Origin of the sequence: Nocardia sp. NPDC052112 (assembly GCF_040680135.1) — a bacterium.
Taxonomy (GTDB): Bacteria; Actinomycetota; Actinomycetes; order Mycobacteriales; family Mycobacteriaceae; genus Nocardia.
This window is the reverse complement of sequence record NZ_JBFAWD010000007.1, coordinates 138399-154591: the sequence shown is the minus strand read 5'-3', so window position 1 is coordinate 154591 and position 16193 is coordinate 138399. Positions and strand designations below refer to the sequence as shown.

General features: G+C 65.6%; 16 protein-coding genes. 8 read left to right on the top strand and 8 right to left on the bottom strand.

Annotated elements, in window-relative coordinates:
• The first annotated feature begins 1 nt into the window (after position 1).
• Genes AB0L58_RS15795 through AB0L58_RS15775 form a run of 5 tightly spaced genes read left to right on the top strand, consistent with a single transcriptional unit; the run spans position 2 to position 3521 of the window.
• A complete protein-coding gene (locus AB0L58_RS15795; protein WP_364387015.1) occupies positions 2-829 on the top strand; it encodes a TauD/TfdA family dioxygenase in 828 nt (275 codons plus the stop codon).
• Positions 826-1587, top strand: a complete 762-nt coding sequence (gene fabG / locus AB0L58_RS15790; RefSeq protein ID WP_364387013.1) for a 3-oxoacyl-ACP reductase FabG — start codon at positions 826-828, stop codon at positions 1585-1587. The genes AB0L58_RS15795 and fabG overlap by 4 nt, the downstream gene beginning before the upstream one ends.
• A 24-nt stretch (positions 1588-1611) precedes the next feature.
• On the top strand, positions 1612-2211 hold the full coding sequence (locus tag AB0L58_RS15785) for a carboxymuconolactone decarboxylase family protein (protein WP_364387010.1): 600 nt from the start codon (positions 1612-1614) through the stop codon (positions 2209-2211).
• A gap of 11 nt (positions 2212-2222) precedes the next feature.
• Entirely contained in the window at positions 2223-3122 is a 900-nt protein-coding gene (locus AB0L58_RS15780) for an acyl-CoA thioesterase domain-containing protein (RefSeq protein WP_364387008.1), read from the top strand.
• Positions 3123-3137: 15 nt separating this feature from the next.
• Positions 3138-3521, top strand: a complete 384-nt coding sequence (locus AB0L58_RS15775) for a DUF427 domain-containing protein (RefSeq protein ID WP_364387006.1) — start codon at positions 3138-3140, stop codon at positions 3519-3521.
• A gap of 8 nt (positions 3522-3529) precedes the next feature.
• On the opposite strand, the gene AB0L58_RS15770 is transcribed toward AB0L58_RS15775, so the two are convergent.
• The 6 genes from AB0L58_RS15770 to AB0L58_RS15745 all read right to left on the bottom strand — a co-directional run bounded on the left by AB0L58_RS15770 (position 3530) and on the right by AB0L58_RS15745 (position 10919).
• Complete coding sequence (locus AB0L58_RS15770) at positions 3530-4861, bottom strand: 2OG-Fe(II) oxygenase (protein WP_364387004.1); 1332 nt, start codon at positions 4859-4861, stop codon at positions 3530-3532.
• Between the two features lie 279 nt (positions 4862-5140).
• Positions 5141-6001, bottom strand: coding sequence for a mycofactocin-coupled SDR family oxidoreductase (locus tag AB0L58_RS15765; protein WP_364387002.1), 861 nt, complete (start codon positions 5999-6001; stop codon positions 5141-5143).
• Between the two features lie 113 nt (positions 6002-6114).
• Entirely contained in the window at positions 6115-6903 is a 789-nt protein-coding gene (locus tag AB0L58_RS15760; protein WP_364387000.1) for a CbbQ/NirQ/NorQ/GpvN family protein, read from the bottom strand.
• On the bottom strand, positions 6900-8519 hold the full coding sequence (locus AB0L58_RS15755; RefSeq protein ID WP_364386998.1) for a VWA domain-containing protein: 1620 nt from the start codon (positions 8517-8519) through the stop codon (positions 6900-6902). Before AB0L58_RS15755 ends, AB0L58_RS15760 begins: the two co-directional genes overlap by 4 nt.
• A gap of 146 nt (positions 8520-8665) precedes the next feature.
• On the bottom strand, positions 8666-9802 hold the full coding sequence (locus AB0L58_RS15750; RefSeq protein ID WP_364386996.1) for a spirocyclase AveC family protein: 1137 nt from the start codon (positions 9800-9802) through the stop codon (positions 8666-8668).
• A gap of 4 nt (positions 9803-9806) precedes the next feature.
• The gene (locus AB0L58_RS15745; RefSeq protein WP_364386994.1) at positions 9807-10919 is read right to left on the bottom strand and encodes an ABC transporter substrate-binding protein; all 1113 of its coding nucleotides are present in this window, start codon (positions 10917-10919) and stop codon (positions 9807-9809) included.
• A 314-nt stretch (positions 10920-11233) separates the two neighbouring features.
• Here AB0L58_RS15745 and AB0L58_RS15740 point away from each other — a divergent pair, with 314 nt between their 5' ends.
• Genes AB0L58_RS15740 through AB0L58_RS15730 form a run of 3 tightly spaced genes read left to right on the top strand, consistent with a single transcriptional unit; the run spans position 11234 to position 14697 of the window.
• Positions 11234-12409 (top strand): cytochrome P450, encoded by a 1176-nt coding sequence (locus tag AB0L58_RS15740; RefSeq protein ID WP_364387584.1) that lies wholly within the window; start codon positions 11234-11236, stop codon positions 12407-12409.
• A 6-nt stretch (positions 12410-12415) separates the two neighbouring features.
• A complete protein-coding gene (locus AB0L58_RS15735) occupies positions 12416-13573 on the top strand; it encodes an acyl-CoA dehydrogenase family protein (RefSeq protein WP_364386992.1) in 1158 nt (385 codons plus the stop codon).
• On the top strand, positions 13570-14697 hold the full coding sequence (locus AB0L58_RS15730; RefSeq protein ID WP_364386990.1) for an acyl-CoA dehydrogenase family protein: 1128 nt from the start codon (positions 13570-13572) through the stop codon (positions 14695-14697). The genes AB0L58_RS15735 and AB0L58_RS15730 overlap by 4 nt, the downstream gene beginning before the upstream one ends.
• Here the strand turns inward: AB0L58_RS15730 and AB0L58_RS15725 are convergent.
• Positions 14655-15899, bottom strand: a complete 1245-nt coding sequence (locus AB0L58_RS15725; RefSeq protein WP_364386988.1) for a TetR/AcrR family transcriptional regulator — start codon at positions 15897-15899, stop codon at positions 14655-14657. The two genes, AB0L58_RS15730 and AB0L58_RS15725, sit on opposite strands and share 43 nt — an antisense overlap.
• Positions 15900-15971: 72 nt before the next feature.
• Positions 15972-16181: a ferredoxin gene (locus AB0L58_RS15720; RefSeq protein WP_364386986.1), complete on the bottom strand. Its 210-nt coding sequence runs from the start codon at positions 16179-16181 to the stop codon at positions 15972-15974.
• Between the last annotated feature and the right edge of the window lie 12 nt (positions 16182-16193).

Here is a 16193-nt window from a genome sequence, read left to right as displayed (position 1 = left end):
GATGGGCACGCTTGTCACGAAGAAACTGAGTGCCACGGTCGGCGTGGAAATCCTCGATGTCGATGTCGAGCGACTACTCGGCGACGACGATCTGCCCGCGCGGTGTCTGGAACTGCTCGAGCGGCACAGTGTCTTGCTGTTTCGCGAGTTGCACCCCGGTGACGATGCCCAGGTGGCGTTCTCCCGGAAGTTGGGGCCGCTGGCGCGATTCCCCAATTATCCGAATCCGAACGTCATGATCATCAGCTTCGACCCGGACAATCCGAATGCGAAGTACTACCCCAGCAACGACTACTGGCATATCGACGGAGCCATGGACGAGGTCCCCGCCAAGGCCTCGATCATGAGCGCCCACGTGATCACCGACAAAGGCGGTGAAACCGCATTCGCCAGCACCTACGCCGCCTACGACGCACTGTCCGATGCGGAGCGTGAGCGCTTCGCCGACCTCCAGGTGATCCACCGGATGGCCCGGATCCAGCGCCTCACCTACCCGAATCCGACCCCGGAGCAGCAGGCGGACTGGGCACGGTGGCCCGACCGCACCCATCCGCTGGTGTGGACCCACGAATCGGGCCGAAAGTCGTTGGTATTCGGTGCTTCCGCCTCACATATCGTCGGGATGGACCCCGCGCGGGGACGAGCACTGCTGGACGATCTGACGGCGCGCGCCACCGCACCGGACCGGGTGTACCAGCACACCTGGTCGGTCGGCGACATGGTGATCTGGGACAACACCGGCCTGATCCATCGGGCCTGCGAATTCGACCGGACCCTGCCACGCCGGATGCACCGGTCCACCGTCGTCGGCGAGGAGTCGATCAAATGAGTTCTCGCAGCAGCGTTCCCGCCCGCACGGCCATCGTCACCGGGGGCGCCTCCGGTATCGGCGGCGCCACCGCCCGCCGCCTCGCGGCCGACGGCGCCCAGGTGGCGATCTTCGATCTCGACGGCGCGGCGGCCGAGGCCGCGGCAGCCGCGATCGAGAGGGCCGGTGGCCGGGCCATCGGTCTGTCCGTCGATGTGGCCGACCGCACCGCCATCGATGCCGGTGTCGCCGAGGTCCGCGACCGGTTGGGCACACCGACCATCCTGGTGAACAGCGCCGGAGTCACCATCGCGGGACCTTTCCTCGACATCACCGCCGAGACCTGGAACCGGGTGCTCGCCATCAATCTCACCGGCACCTTCGACTGCTGTCAGGCGGTGCTGCCGGACATGATCGACGAGGGCTGGGGTCGCATCGTCAATATCTCGTCGTCGAGCATGCATTCGGGCGTCCCCGGTATGGCGGCCTACGTATCGTCGAAGGCGGGTGTGGTCGGCCTGACCAAGGTGCTGGCACTCGAATACGGCCGAAAAGGCATTACCGTCAATACGATTCCGCCCGGCTTCATCGAAACCCCGATGATGCGCGAGAGCCTGCGACGCGGGGTATTCGACCTGGACAAGCAAGTGGCCGCGACCCCGGTCGGCCGCATCGGCCGGCCCGAGGATATCGCCGCCACCTGTGCATTCCTGGTGAGTGCCGAGGCCGGATACATCACCGGTCAGGTCATCGGTGTCAACGGTGGCCGCAATACCTGACCGACTCGAAAGGATTCCACAACAATGGCTCGCATCGCACCGGTGCCCCGCGCGGAATGGTCGGCGGATATGACGGCATTCATTGCCAGCTTCCGCAATTCGGTCATCGGCGAGGAACCGAACGACAACCACCAGAGCGGTACCAATCTGCTCGGCACACTGGCGGGCTATCCGGCCCTGACCAAGCCGTTCCTCAGCTTCAACCGGCACCTGCTTGCGGAAAACACCTTGTCGGCCAGGCAACGCGAGTTGGTCATCCTGCGCGTCGCGCATCTGCGGCAGTGTGCCTATGAATGGGCACAGCACGCGATCCTCGCCGCGCGCGCCGGTATATCACCCGAGGAGATCACGCGCTTGGCACAGCGGCCGGACGCACCGGACTGGCCGCCGGGCGAGCGGTCGCTACTGTGCGCGACCGGCGAATTACTCGCCGACGGCACGATCGGCGAGGACACCTGGCGCGTTCTCGCCGACGAGTTCGACGAGAAGCAGTTGATGGATCTGGTATTCACGGTCGGCACCTATGCCATGGTGGCCATGGCATTGCGCTCGTTCGGCGTCGAGCCCGAAACCGAACTCCTCCCCCATCTTCCGAACAGCCCCTATCTCGGGAACGGCCACTGAATGCGAGCCCCATGCTGAGTGACGAATTCGATTCGCGGGCAGGCATCGCCGCACCCGCCTGGACCCAGGCGGAACTACAGCGCCTGCTTGATGTCCAGCCGTGCGGTGCGGGCCGATATCGGGCCCCCGCCCACGGTCCGACGGCCCGCGACGTGGTCGAGGCCGGACAAATGCTCGGCGATGCGGTGGTGGCGGCGGCCAAACATGTACCACGCCAACGTGTTACCTCGGCATCGATGATCTTCTCGCGGGCCGCCGCGCATACGGCTCCGCTCGACATCGAGGTCGATGCGCTGCGATCCGGGCGCACCTTCACCACCGCACAGGTCACTATCCGCCAGCACGATGCGCCGCGCTGCGCCGGGATCGTGCTGCTCGATTCCGGTGCCCCCGACCTGATTCGCTCGGCGGCCCCGATACCGCGTGTCGATCCGCCGCATCGGCTGCGCCCACTCGCGATCCCGGGGGCGGAGGTGGACGGCCGCGATATGCGGGTGGTCGACGATGCCTACGATCCGGATCCGAATCGGGTCGGCCCGCCGGAATTATTCGTCTGGACGCGATTTCGCGACGCACCGGAGCACGACTACCTGCATGCCGCGCTGCTGACCCAGTCCAGTACCCACTGGACGGTGGCCGCCGCGCTGCGCCCACACGCCGGTTTCGGCGAGGCGATGGCGCATCGGTCGATCTCGACCGGAATCACGATGGCCACCATCACTTTCCACGACGACGTGGACGTCACGCGGTGGCTGCTCTACGCCACCCGCGTGACCTACGCCGGGCGTGGCCATGCCCAGAGCGAAGGCCAGGTGTATACCGAGGACGGCGCTGTGGTCGCCTCCTACAGCGTGCATGCGATGGTGCGCGGCCTGGAACCACGTGCCACGACCGCCGACACCCTGCTCTGACCCACAGGAGACCTCTTGGAGCCATCGGGCTATCTCGACCGGCCGGACTACCGTGTCGATATCCGGCGCATCCGCAATCTGGTCCGGGTTACCTTCGGCGACCGGGTAGTCGGCGAGTCGACCGCGAGTCTGCTTGTCGCGGAACAAGATCATGGGATCGTGTTCTATCTGCCCGCCTCCGATGTGCGGTTCGACCTGCTCGTCCCCGACGAGCTGACCTCGCGCTGCCCGTTCAAGGGCACTGCACGGTACTGGCGTCCGGCCCAGGGGCCGGACCCGATCGCCTGGGCCTACGAACAGCCCTATCGCGAGGTCGCGATATTGAGCGGCCATATCGGCTTCTATCAGGATCGGGTCCGTGTCGAGGTCGGCGTGGCGACCCCGGCGGTCAGTCGGTAACCGTGCTATCAACGGGGCCGGACGATGATCGCCGCCCGCTTGTACCAGAAAATGGCGGTGTTTCCATCATTGCCCATGTAACCCGCGATTTCCGACGCGAACGGCTCCAGCGTCGACTTCGATGCGCCCGTACACAACTCCTCATCCCAAACCTCGCGAACCGCGGGCTCACCGGCCGCTCCTGACCGGTCGATCAGCCACGTCAATGTGATGTTCGACCAGCGCAGCTCGCCGAGATCTTCCGATCCCGGGGCCAAAGGAAGGCTGGAGCGCACTGGAAAGCTCTCGGGGTCATCGGGCACGGGATCGACCATTTCCCCGTCTTCATCGAACTCCACGTCAGAGCTTTCGACGCTTTTCCACCCGTCCTCGACGCGCTCCCAACGCTGACGATGGATCATCATGTACGAGGTGTAGTCCTCGTCGTAGGAGTCCTCGACCTCCGCGAGCGCCAGCGACGTGTTGTATCCCGCGATGTCGGCCGCCGCGAGCATCATCCCGGCACGGGCAGCATCGCCGCCCTTGAGCTGATCCCACCCGAATCCGTGCTGGGAATATTGATGATCCAGCAGGTAGACGAGTTGATGAGGTGGCCGTTTCTCCGGCTGGTCGTGGAAAGACTCCGCCGGCAATTCCATCGGTGTGGTGAAATGCGTGCGTAGCTGCTCGGCCAGCAACGCGACCGACGGATGCGTGGCGAAAGCGGCGGCGTCCGGGCCGGTACGCCCCTTCGCCACCAGGTTGTAGGTCAGCGTGATCCGGAAACCGTCGGTGACCGGCAGCACCTCATGCTCGCAGTCGCCATAGAACGCGACGAAGGACAGCTCCTTCGGCGAACCCTGGTCGGTGACCTTCGTCCCCTGCTGCTCGATCACCAACTCCCCGCCGGTGAACGCCGAAGGCAGAGTCACCACCAACGTGCCGATCATGCCGTCGGCCTTCTCCGAATCCTGATGGCGTTGAAAGAATTGTCCCGGCTCATACACCAGCATCGAATGCAGCTCCGCCGACAACTCGCAGTCCGGCGCCAGACCTAGCTCGGCCCGCAGTATGTCCAGCATCGGCAGCAACGTCTCGCGCCACTGCCGCTCGTCGACCGCTACCCGGTCCCGCGGAACCTCCCATGTGTCGCGCACATTCGCGTCCAACAGGGTCTGCTCGCGCAGACCATACCGCGCAGGCCGCGCGACCTCGCACAGTCGCCGCGCCTGAGCCGGCGTCACCGGCAACCGGATCGGCCCCACCTCATCTACCTCGATCACCAGGTTCTCCGCCGAGCCCGTCCGACGCGCAGCAAATGAACCCGTCGACGGCGCCGAACCCATGAGCTCGCCGATCACCCGTAAAGTCTTGTCCGTCATGCACTTCTCCCATGTTCGACAACATTCGCCGGGCATCCTCTCAGGGCCCACCGACGATCCAGCCCCGATGCCGCACTTCGGAACATCGGAGACTGTGAGTCGGCCGGGCCCCCGGGCCGGTCTATGGCCGTACGCAGGTAAGCCACTACCGCACTACAAAGGCCTGGTCAGTGCGCAAATTCCGACCCCAGGATCGGGTCCGCGTCGAGGTCGGCGTGGCGACCCGGCGGTGCGTCGGTAACCCCGAGGCGCAGGGCGTCAGATGTGGTAGTCGTACCACCTGAGGTAACCACCGGCATCCACCCGCATCTGCATACCGGTCACGTAGCGTGATTCGTCCGATGCGAGGAATACCACCATCTCGCTGATGTCCGCGGGCTCCACATAAGGCACCGGCATCACCTGCTGCACCGGGAACGCCAACTCGGCGTCCGCCCGCGTCGGATTTTCCAGATCCGGACGGAACGCTCGATACATGGGCTCGCTGTGCAGCATCGGTGTATTGCAGTTGGTGGGGTGAATGACATTGGCACGGATCTTGCGCGGGGCGAACTGCGCCGCGAACTCGTGCATGTATTGCGACAGCAGACGTTTGGACAGCGGGTACGCGATACCACCCGGATCGCTGCCCGGGACGTCCAGTTTCTTGGTGTCCATCAAGCCCGCGGTGGAGCCGGTCGCGATCACCGATGCGCCCTCCCGCAGATGCGGCAGCGCCGCCTGCACGGCATTGATCGTGCCCATCAAATTGGTGGCGATCACGTCGCACCACGCCTGATCCTGGGGTTCGCCCCGCATTCCGGCGATACCCGCCTGCGCGACCACAATGTCGAGCTTGCCGAATTCGGCAATCCCGCGCTGCACGGCCTGACGCATCTGTTCCGGGTCGCGCACGTCGGCCTGGATCGGCAGGACGCGCCCACCGGCTTTCTGCACCAGCCGCGCGGTTTCGTCCAGATCTTCCGGTCGCGCCAAGGCGTATCGTATCGTCTCGATATCGCGACACAGATCGACCGCGACGATATCGGCGCCCTCCTCGGCCAGTCGCACCGCGTGACTGCGCCCTTGCCCGCGCGCCGCACCCGTGACGAATGCGACCTTGTCTGCAACACGTCCCATCTCGATTCCCTTCGTACAGTTTGGATTTCGATGACCGTATGACACTTCAGCCTACGGAACGAATATTCGGTTCAGCCACAGAACAGCGAAAGAACCGCGGCTGCGAACGGTGATCAACTACCGAGGTAGGCGTCGACGAGTTCGACGAGTCCGGCCGTCACGGCGGGATCATCGCTGAGCGGACCGGCAATCGCCGCCAGCGCGGCAGTTCGCGGGTCCAGCCCCGCGGCAATGAGTCGGCCCGCCGTGACCAGCACTCGGGTCGAGGCGACCTCACGGAGCCCGACGCCGTCGGCGCGGCGCACGGCGTGACCGATCTGCACGAGCCGGGCGGCCGTCCGCGCATCGACACCCGCTTCGGCGACGACGATCTTCTCCTCGAGCTCGCTCGGCGGAAAGCCGAGCTCGATGGCGACCATGCGCTGGCGCGTCGAGTCCTTCAGATCCTTCAGCACACTCTGGTATCCGGGGTTGTAGGACACCACCAGACAGAAACCCTCGGCGGCATCGAGTGTGACCCCCAGTCGATCGATGGGGAGCTGCCTGCGATGGTCGGCGAGCGGATGGAGCACGACCGTCGTGTCCTGTCTGGCCTCGACGACCTCGTCGAGGTAGCAGATGGCGCCCGCGCGCACAGCGCGCGTCAACGGTCCATCGACCCAACGGGTTTCGCCGCCATGCAGTAGATACCGGCCGACCAGATCGGCGGTGGTCAAATCGTCGTGGCAGGCGACGGTGACCAGCGGCCGCCCGACGGCGTGTGCCATCGCCTCGACGAATCTCGTCTTCCCACAACCGGTCGGCCCCTTCAGCATGACCGAAAGGCCCTGCCGGAAGGCCGCCTCGAAGACCTGTTCCTCGGTCCCGACCGGCACATAGTAGGGACGTACCGACACTGTCATGAGGGCCTCCTCGAGTTCACCTGCGGCCGATGAGTGCGCTGCCGGAGATCCGCCGCGCGCAGTGCGTCGCGCAGAAGTGGACCGATTACCGGCACCAGATCGTCCGGCCGGGGCACGGTCGCATGTGCCGCGGTTCCGAAGACCCGGCGAAGTGCCGCGAGCTCGGTCCCCGCGCCGACGCTGAGGCACAGGCAGCCGGTGCCGTGCGCGCGCGCCTCGGCCAAGGCACGTCGCGCGTCGGCCTCCGCATACGGACCTTCGTAACCGTGGTCGTAGGCGAATCCGTCGGAGAGCACGACCAATATCCGGCGACTCGTCCCGCCCGAGGTCTCCAAAAGTGCTGCGCCGTGCCGAATCACCGCACCCAGCCGGGTATACGCCCCCGGCACGAGTGCGCCGAGACGGCGCATCGCCGAAAGGTCGAGGCGATCGTCGAAACTCTTCACCCGCACCAGGCGGACAGCGGATCGCCCCTGGGAATAGAAGCCGTACAGCGCGATCCGATTCCCAAGACCGCCGAGCGCGGTGGTGAGCGCCGCGGCCGCGGCCCGCTGGAGTTCGTGCACCGACGCGCCGCCGGTACTCGGCTCCGCCGTCGAACCGGAGACATCGAGCAGCACCAGGACCGCGAGATCGTGTCTGCGCCTCACACTTTCGATATAGACCGCACCGTCGGGCATCGCACCGGCCAGGGCATCGACCCGCTCCTCGACCGCCGCGTCCACGTCCAGATCGTCACCTTGTGGTCGTCTGCGGCGGTGCTCCAGGCTCAGTCCGAGCCGTGCCAGCGGTCGATACAGCCCGGTGCCGCCGACGCCCACCGGTGTGCCGAGATCGCGCGGATCCGTTTCGATCACTGTGCACCAATTCGGACGGTAGCGCCCACGGCCGTGATCCCATTCCGGGTACGCGACACCGCGATATCGCATACCCGGTACCGCAGCGCGCAATGTGGCGGTACCGATCACCGGTCCGGTGCCACGCAGACGCGCCGCGGCGACCCGCATAACCCGTGGCCGGTCCCCAGCGGTGACGCCGCTGTGCGACGTGCGGCCGAATCCGATCATGCGCTCGAACAGCCTCGATAGTGCCCCTCGACCGCCGACCAGGTCGATGCTCAACGATGGGGCTGCCGAATCGTCCTCGGTTTCGGATTCGGGCATGCGGCGAGCGGTTTCGTCGTCGACCGGACGTTGCCCGAGAGCCGCCGCGCCGACCGGAGGGCTTTCCGAGGCGACCGTCAAGCATTCGGGATGGATAGCACCGAAGCTCCGGGGCGGATCAGGCAGCGGGTCGGCTCCACGCGCGACTGCCAACGATGCCTCAGCCGAACCGACGCGCCCAGCCAGTTCAACGTCGACGAGCGACTGCACCGACCATGGCAGCGCGAGCCTGTTGGCAGCCAAGGCCCGATGGCCCTCGATCGCCAGGTATCGCCGAGCGAGCGCGGGCCGACGGGCCAGTGGCCGAACGACTTCGGGCGCGAGGCTACCGGCGGCGAGCAACGATGCCTGCACGGCGACAGCCGTGATCTGCTCCCGGATCGGGGCAGCCGAATCGAGGTGGACGCGGCTGCCGTCGATCCAGGCGAGTTCGCCGACCTGTGCCGCGGCCACTTCTAGCGGCCGGCCGGCAATAGCTGAAGCGAGCAATCCGAATCGGTCCGGGTGCCGCCCTGGATCAGGGCCGTCCGCGATCATCCGATTCCCACGGCTCGTCCCGCCGCCGATACGAATTCGGCAGGCCGAGTTCGCCGCTGACCTCAGCCATTGTCCGCTCCGCAGCGTCCGCCATCCGCGGGCGGGGTCACGGCGGGCCGGCCGGATTGCGCGCTCTCCCAGCCCGACCAGATCCCCGCGGCGTACGGGCCCGGCTGTCCGGCCTTCTCGTAGAAGCCCTGCGGGTCATACACTTTCGCCTCCGGGAACGGCCATGGACAGGCCACCGATGTGGCAATTCGGGTGTCGCGAATAATCGTGAAACCCGCGCCGTAGCAGAAATAGGCGACATTCACGATCACGAACATCACCGCGAACGCACCCAGCGCGGGCCTGCCCCGGAACAATCGCACCCGCTGCGCCAACTTCTCGGCGACGGTACGGCCGGTGTCGTCCCGGTAGAGCAGCACGCCCGCCGGGATCATCACCACCGTGACGAGCGCCGACTCCCAGATCAGCGGAAACTGGTACGGCTCACCGGCGAAGACCGAACCGAACGGAATGACCTGCGAGTAGATGTACAACTGGGTCCGGACCAGAAAGCATTCCAGCAGCGCGTCGAAGACGAACCCGATGGCAAGGATCAAGGCGGCCAGGCAGATCAGCGGATGCCGCCAGCTGAAAGAGCCGGGCGCCCGACGGGCCTGAATTCGCCGCAGCAGCCAGATCGCCGGAAAGAACGGGCCGAGATAGAAAGTCGCGTAACCGATGACGATGAACGGCTCGACCGTCGGCGACAGCGATACCAGCGGCCAATGCACCGGCCAGTGCCACAGCTGCGGGTTGTAGACGGCGTACGGCGCCCAATTCATGATCGGGTCCTGCCATACGATCGCCGTCGTCACCAGCACCATCAGCAGCACGGGATGACGCGGACGGCGCCGCCACACGACCACAACCGCCGTGATCAGCGCGACCATCATGACGACGGTCCCGATCTCGTGCAGCGTTATCCAATGGTCCCAGCCGAACAACGGCCGCACCGGACGCGGCGCACCGCTCACCGCCGGATCAGCGATGCGCGGATCGTCGGCACCGCGGCGGGCGTTGGCGGCGATCAGCCCGATGACGACGATGATCACCGCCACCACCGCGACCGACAGCCACCTCCGTGCCGCGCCTGCGATGGGATCCGGTGTACCGAACGAGGTTTCGCGTGTATCCGATTTCGACGACGTCATGGCGTCAGTCCTCACCGAACCGGGCGACGAGATGCGAATTCTGTCCGTCCGGATCCAATCTGCGGGCAACGAGATAGCCGGCACCCATCCAGCCCCGCCGAGTCCACTTCCCGAAGGAGAGCCGGGTCCCCGGCGCGCCCGCGGCGGCGGGGAGCATCTTCACCCGCTCCATGGCCTCCCGCACCCCGCGCGGTGACAACGGATGAGCGTCGGCGAATGCGTGCAGCAGCACGGTCGCGATGTCCCGATTCATTACCGGCACGCAGTACTGCGGACGACGTCCGTAGGCGGTCTCGTAGTCATCCAGGAACCGCTGGCCGACCGCATTTCCCTCGTCGTACTGATCCACTCCGGTCCAGCCGAGAAATGCCTGCCACAACAGTGGATTGATCCAGGCATTCTGGAATGCGGTGCCCATGAAGCGGGGCGGGTCCCAGTCCAGCGCGTGCAGTGCGGGCGAGACCATGGCAACCCCGAAACCGAAGCCGCAGTGCACAATCGCGCTCGCCTTGGCGTCCTGTAGCGTGCGCACCGCGGCACCGATGTCCTGTGCCGTCTGCGGAATCTGCGCCTCGGCCACGATCCGGATGCCCTGCTCCCGGCATGCGCGGCGAAAGTTCTCGAGGTAGCTCGCGCCGACCAGCGACTGTTCGACGAGTGCGCCGACCTCGGTATGTCCGCCCGTGGCGAGCAGATGCGCCCAGAACACCGGCTCATCGGTCATCGAGCCCTGTGGCAGCGCGAATGTCCACTCGCCGAGCCAGTCGTCGCTCCCGGACACATTGATCGCCGGCACCCGGAATCTTCGTTCGATCTCCTCACGGGTGGGAACCGCGTTGTCTGTGATGTGCGGTCCGAAGACAGCCAGGCAACCCGCGTCGACGAGTTCGCCGTAGGCATCGATCACCGCCTTCACCGTGCCCTTCGGCAACCCTTCCACCTCACGGAACACGATCTCGACGGGGCGATCGATGATCCCCTGTCGGCGGCCCTGTTCGAAGACCAGATCGAACGGGCGGGTCAGATCCGCGCGCATCTCGGGCGGGTAGCCGTCCGGGAGGCGGAAGTCGAACAGATAGCCGAGTTTGATCGGCTCGGCGGTGCTTTCGTAGGCCACGTCACTCTCCGTCCGCACGGCCATTCTCAGACCGAACCTAAAATTCGTTCAGAATGTTACGTAGCTGTCCCGGCGTCGTCAACGGATCGATCAACCTTGCCCTACAACCCTTCTCGAAGATCGCACTTACCCTGGTCGTAAGCCCGAATCAACCATCGGAGACCGTTGACGACACCATTCGGCTCACCTACGCTAGCCCGGAACGAATATTCGGTCAGATGCGAGGAGAAGCCGTGGACACGCCGGTTCGGACCACGACCGACAATGCGAATGCCGACCAGGACCGCCGCGCCGGAGACGACAGCGACTTCGAGGTGTTCGACGATGCCGTCGCGGGGGACGTCCGCGACCCTTATCCGGAACTCGCCCGCGCCAGGCAGACCAATCCGGTGCAGCGGCTGGATACGTCGAATATGCCGCACGCCGACGATCAGGCGGTGTTCTTCGTCTACGGCTACGACGACATACTCGAGGTGTTGCGCGACGGAGCGACATTCTCCTCCGGCCACATCATCGACATGCTGCTCGGCGACATCATGGGCAAGCACATCATGCTCGGCATGGACGATCCCGAACATCGCCGCTACCGCGGGCTGGTATCGACCGCGTTCCGGCAGAAGGCGTTGGCGCGCTGGGAAACCGAACTCGTCGCCCCCATCGCCGACGAACTCATCGACGGCTTCGCCGACCGTGGGCGCGCCGAACTGGTCAAGGAATTCACCTTCCCGTTCCCGACACAGGTGATCGCGGGCATGCTCGGTCTGCCGCGCGCGGATTACAAGCAGTTCCAGCGCTGGTCGATCGCCATCCTCAGCTTCCACACCCAGCGCGAACGGGCGGTTGCGGCAGCGCAGGAGGTCAAGGAATACCTCGCCACGATTCTCGACGAGCGGCGCCGCGCGCCGCGGGAGGATTTGATCAGCGATCTGTCCCGAGCCGAACTGGACGGCGAGCGCCTGACCGACGAGGAGATCTTCTCGTTCGTGCGCCTGCTACTGCCCGCCGGTGTCGAGACGACCTACCGCTCCACCGGCAACATGCTGCTGACACTGCTGTCGCGTCCCGCCGAGCTCGATGCGATCCGCAGCAATCGCGCACTCGTACCGCGGGCGATCGAAGAGGTACTGCGGTATGAGACCCCACTGCTGAATATCACGCGCTTGGCCACCCGCGACACGGTGTTGTCGCGTGTACCCATTCCGGCAGGGTCGACGGTCATGCTCATGCTCGCCGCGGCGAATCGGGACGAGACCCGCTGGCCGGACCCGGACCGCCTCGATATCGTCCGCGCCTCGCGGCCGCATATGTCGTTCGGCCAGGGTGCGCACCTGTGCCTCGGAATTCACTTGGCGCGCACGGAAATGCGGGTGGCACTCAATCGGTTGCTCGATCGCCTGCCCGAGTTGCGCCTGGATCCGGACGGCGACGACCCGCATATCCGCGGTCAGGTATTCCGCTCCCCCACCGCACTGCCGGTGCTGTTCGGGTAGGTCCGCATGGACTTCTCCCTGCCCGCGCGGGTCGAGGTGTTCCGAGACGAGCTGCGCACCTGGTTGGCCGAGCATTTGACCGACGATATCGTGGCGGCGGGGCGGCATATCGCCGACGATCCCGCCGCATTCGAGATCGTGCGCGGCTGGAATCGCACCATGGCCGACGCCGGGTGGGCCGCGGTGTCCTGGCCGGTGGCGTACGGCGGTCGTGGCGCGGGCCCGCTGGAGCAGCTCGTCTATGTGGAAGAAACGGTGCGTGCTCGGGCTCCGTTGCCCCTCAACATCATCGGGCTGAACAATATCGGCCCGGCGATCATGCACTACGGAACACCGGAGCAGCAGCGCACGCTACTGCCCCGCATGGTCCGCGCGGACGATATCTGGTGCCAGGGCATGTCCGAACCCGACTCCGGCTCGGACCTCGCATCATTGCGCACCCGTGCGGTGCGCGAAGGTGCCGAGTTCGTGATCACCGGCCAGAAGATCTGGACCTCCCTGGCCCAGCGCGCCCACTGGTGCCAGCTATTCGTCCGAACAAATCCCGAAGCCCCCAAACACCAAGGCATTTCGTGCCTGATCGTGGATATGACCCGGCCAGGCATCCAGGTGCGCCCGCTGGCCACGCTGACCGGCGAGGCCGAGTTCGCCGAGATATTCCTCGATGAGGTACGGGTGCCGCACACCGCCCTACTCGGTCCGCTGGACCAGGGCTGGCAAGTCGCCACCACCACGCTCGGCCATGAGCGGGCCAATGCCGCCCGACTGTATTCGGAATTGCAGGTCCGGCTCGACGATCTCGTCGCCGACCTCGACGAGACCGGCGTCGACGGCAACGCGCCACTCGACGATCCGACTACCCTGCACCGGCTCGGGGAGTTGGCGGTCCGAATCTCTTTTCTCGAAGACCTTTGCCGCCGAACGGTTTCGGCCGCGCTGGCCGGTCACGACGCGATCGGTTCGGCCAGCCTGGCCAAGACGGTGTGGGGCGAGCTCGGCCAAGACCTGGCCACCTTCGGTTTCGATGTGCTCGGTCCGCACGCCGCCGACGGCCGGTGGGCGAAATTGCGGCTGGCCGCCCGCGCACTCACCATCGCGGGCGGCACCACACAGATCAACAAGAACATCACCGCAACTCGCGTCCTGGGACTGCCGCACCGATGAACCTGGAATTCACCACAGAACAAGTGGCATTGCGCGATCTGGTTCGCCGCTTTCTTTCGGAGAAGGCGCCGATCACCGAATATGTGCGCGCGATGCTCGACCATCCCACCGGCACCACACAGCAGGTGTGGCAAGGCCTCGTCGATCTCGGCGCGACCGGTCTGCTCGTCCCGCCGGAGTACGGTGGCGCCGGTGCCACCATGGTGGAAGCCGGGATCGTGCTCGAAGAGATGGGCCGCGCACTGCATCCGGGGCCCTGGCAGTCCACCGCGGTCGCCGCGCCCCGCGCCCTGGCCCGACTCGATGGCACCGAGCATGCCGCCGATGTGCTGACCGGTATTGCCGACGGATCGGTGACGGCCACGGTGTGCCTGCCTCAGGGACAAAACTTCGCCACGGCTGACACGCATTCGTCAGTGACCGGCACATTCGACGCGGTACCCGATGCGGCGGCCGCGAACGTGCTGCTGGTCCCCGCCACGACGGCCACACACACATCCTTGTTCGCCGTCGAAATGCCCTCGGCCGGAGTGGAAATCACGTCGCAACCCACCGTGGACGGGGCGCGCAGACAATTTCGGGTGTCTCTGGTGCACACGCCCGCTCAGCACCTCGGCACCGGATCGCCGACGGCGCTGGCGGCGGTGATCGACGACATTCTCATCGCATCGGCCGCCGACGCACTCGGTGCGGCACAACGCATCCTGGAACTGAGCATCGACCATGCCGGAACCCGTCGGCAGTTCGGCCGCCCGATCGGTGCGTTCCAGGCGGTGCAACACCTGTGCGTCGATATGTTCGAAACCGTGGAATTGGCCCGCGGCGGCGTGCTCCGCGCACTGTGGGCCGCCGACTGTGCCTCGGACGAGCACCGGCATCTGGCGGCGATCCGGACCAAGGCCTTCGCGGGCCGACTCGCGACGGTCGGTGAGGTCGCGATGCAGATCTTCGGCGGTATCGGCTTCACCTGGGAACACGATGCCCACCGCTATCTCGAACGGCTGCTGAGCTGGAGCGCGTTCCGTGGCGGACCCGACCGGTACCTGCGGGAGATCGGTTCCGCTGTCGCCCGACGGGCCGATCAGCGGACAGCTACCCCGCGCAGGACGGTATCGCGGGCGTGAATGAGCGCGGCGCGCTTACCTATGCGACGGACGATGCCCTCGGGCATCCAGGTCAACTCCAGGACGCATCGCGCGGTCAGTTCGGCGGACGGATTTGCCAGACGGATCTCCCCCTGTTCGGCACCGGTGCCGAGCAGGTTCCGCAACTGCCGAAGCACCGCCGGAAACGACATTCCGGGATTGCTCACCTCGGGCGGCGATTGACGTAGCCAAGTCAATTGGATCTTGAACTCGTCATTGAACCGGTCCACGACATTGATGTGCAGCCAGGCCAGGGCGTCGAGTTTCTGGACGGCGGTCGAATCGGAGCCGAGCGCGGCTTCCCAACCCGCGACGGTTTTCCTGGAAAACGAGCTCATGATCGAGGCGAGCAGCTCCTCCTTGGAGCCGACCATCCGATAGACGGTGCCGATGCTCATGCCCGCGGCGGCGGCGATATCGCGGATCGTGGTGATCTCGTAGCCACGGCGACCGAATTCGGTACGCGCGACCTGGCGGATCAAGGCGAGCTTGCTATCCGCGTCGGCTTCCTCCGTCTCGTTCCACATCCGGATGACCCGATCGACCGCGACCAACGCGTCCGACCGATCCAATTCGCTGTTGTCCGGTGCTGCCGTAGCCGCGCCGTGCAGCAGGATCTCGCAGAACAGGTCGGACACGCGATCGACCGCCGTATAGCGGTGGAACAAATACAGACCTACGTGCAAAAACGTCTGGCACATGCGATCGGCGAGGGTGACCAGATCGATTCCAGGACGAATGAACCCATTCGAACGTCCGGCCCGCAGCGTCTCCAGCATCGCGAATTCGATCGCCGTCGCACCGCGGCTGGTCAACCGCACCAGTTCGAGTCCGGCACCGGCCGACGGCTCGTAGAAGGTGAACTGCAGGGCCGCACTGTTTCGGGCGGCGCATTGTGCGATCGCCTTACCCAATTCGACGATATTGTCGGGCGAGAACCGGGAACCCGAACCTTTCAGTTCCGCGAGAGCCGTCTCCGCCACGCGATCGATTTCGGCGTGATAGCGCTGAACCAGCTCGACGACAATGGCTTCTTTCGAGCCGAAATGATGATAGAGACTCTGCGGTTTGATACCGCACGCATCTGCTATTTCCTGGAGCGAGGTCCGCAGGCCGGAGGAGGCGAACAGGCGAGCTGCCGTATCGAGAATTTCGTCCTTGCGGCGTCCATCTGTCGACAACGCACCGACACTTGTTTTGCCCCCGTGCCCGACTCTCACTTGTCCGAGCCTACCGGACGGCGATTGTGACTCCTACTCCCGATCGGCCACGTCATACGATGCGGTAATGGCAAGTGTGGGACAGGAAGACACCGCCGCACGGATGTCCGGCCAGAACTTCTCGGCGGGTGCCGGATCGATGACTCTGGACAGGTCGTCCGCGCCGACTTCGAACACCTTCGGCGCGATAGCCGCGCACAGCGCATGTCCTTCGCATTTCTGCGGATCGACAAATATTTTCATATATATCTCCCA

Excerpts from the sequence above, each read along its gene's own strand:
- AB0L58_RS15795 (WP_364387015.1), top strand. The coding sequence starts at position 2 with ATGGGCACGCTTGTCACGAAGAAACTGAGTGCCACGGTCGGCGTGGAA.
- fabG (WP_364387013.1), top strand. The coding sequence starts at position 826 with ATGAGTTCTCGCAGCAGCGTTCCCGCCCGCACGGCCATCGTCACCGGG.
- AB0L58_RS15785 (WP_364387010.1), top strand. The coding sequence starts at position 1,612 with ATGGCTCGCATCGCACCGGTGCCCCGCGCGGAATGGTCGGCGGATATG.
- AB0L58_RS15780 (WP_364387008.1), top strand. The coding sequence starts at position 2,223 with ATGCTGAGTGACGAATTCGATTCGCGGGCAGGCATCGCCGCACCCGCC.
- AB0L58_RS15765 (WP_364387002.1), bottom strand. The coding sequence starts at position 6,001 with ATGGGACGTGTTGCAGACAAGGTCGCATTCGTCACGGGTGCGGCGCGC.
- AB0L58_RS15760 (WP_364387000.1), bottom strand. The coding sequence starts at position 6,903 with ATGACAGTGTCGGTACGTCCCTACTATGTGCCGGTCGGGACCGAGGAA.
- AB0L58_RS15750 (WP_364386996.1), bottom strand. The coding sequence starts at position 9,802 with ATGACGTCGTCGAAATCGGATACACGCGAAACCTCGTTCGGTACACCG.
- AB0L58_RS15735 (WP_364386992.1), top strand. The coding sequence starts at position 12,416 with ATGGACTTCTCCCTGCCCGCGCGGGTCGAGGTGTTCCGAGACGAGCTG.
- AB0L58_RS15730 (WP_364386990.1), top strand. The coding sequence starts at position 13,570 with ATGAACCTGGAATTCACCACAGAACAAGTGGCATTGCGCGATCTGGTT.
- AB0L58_RS15720 (WP_364386986.1), bottom strand. The coding sequence starts at position 16,181 with ATGAAAATATTTGTCGATCCGCAGAAATGCGAAGGACATGCGCTGTGC.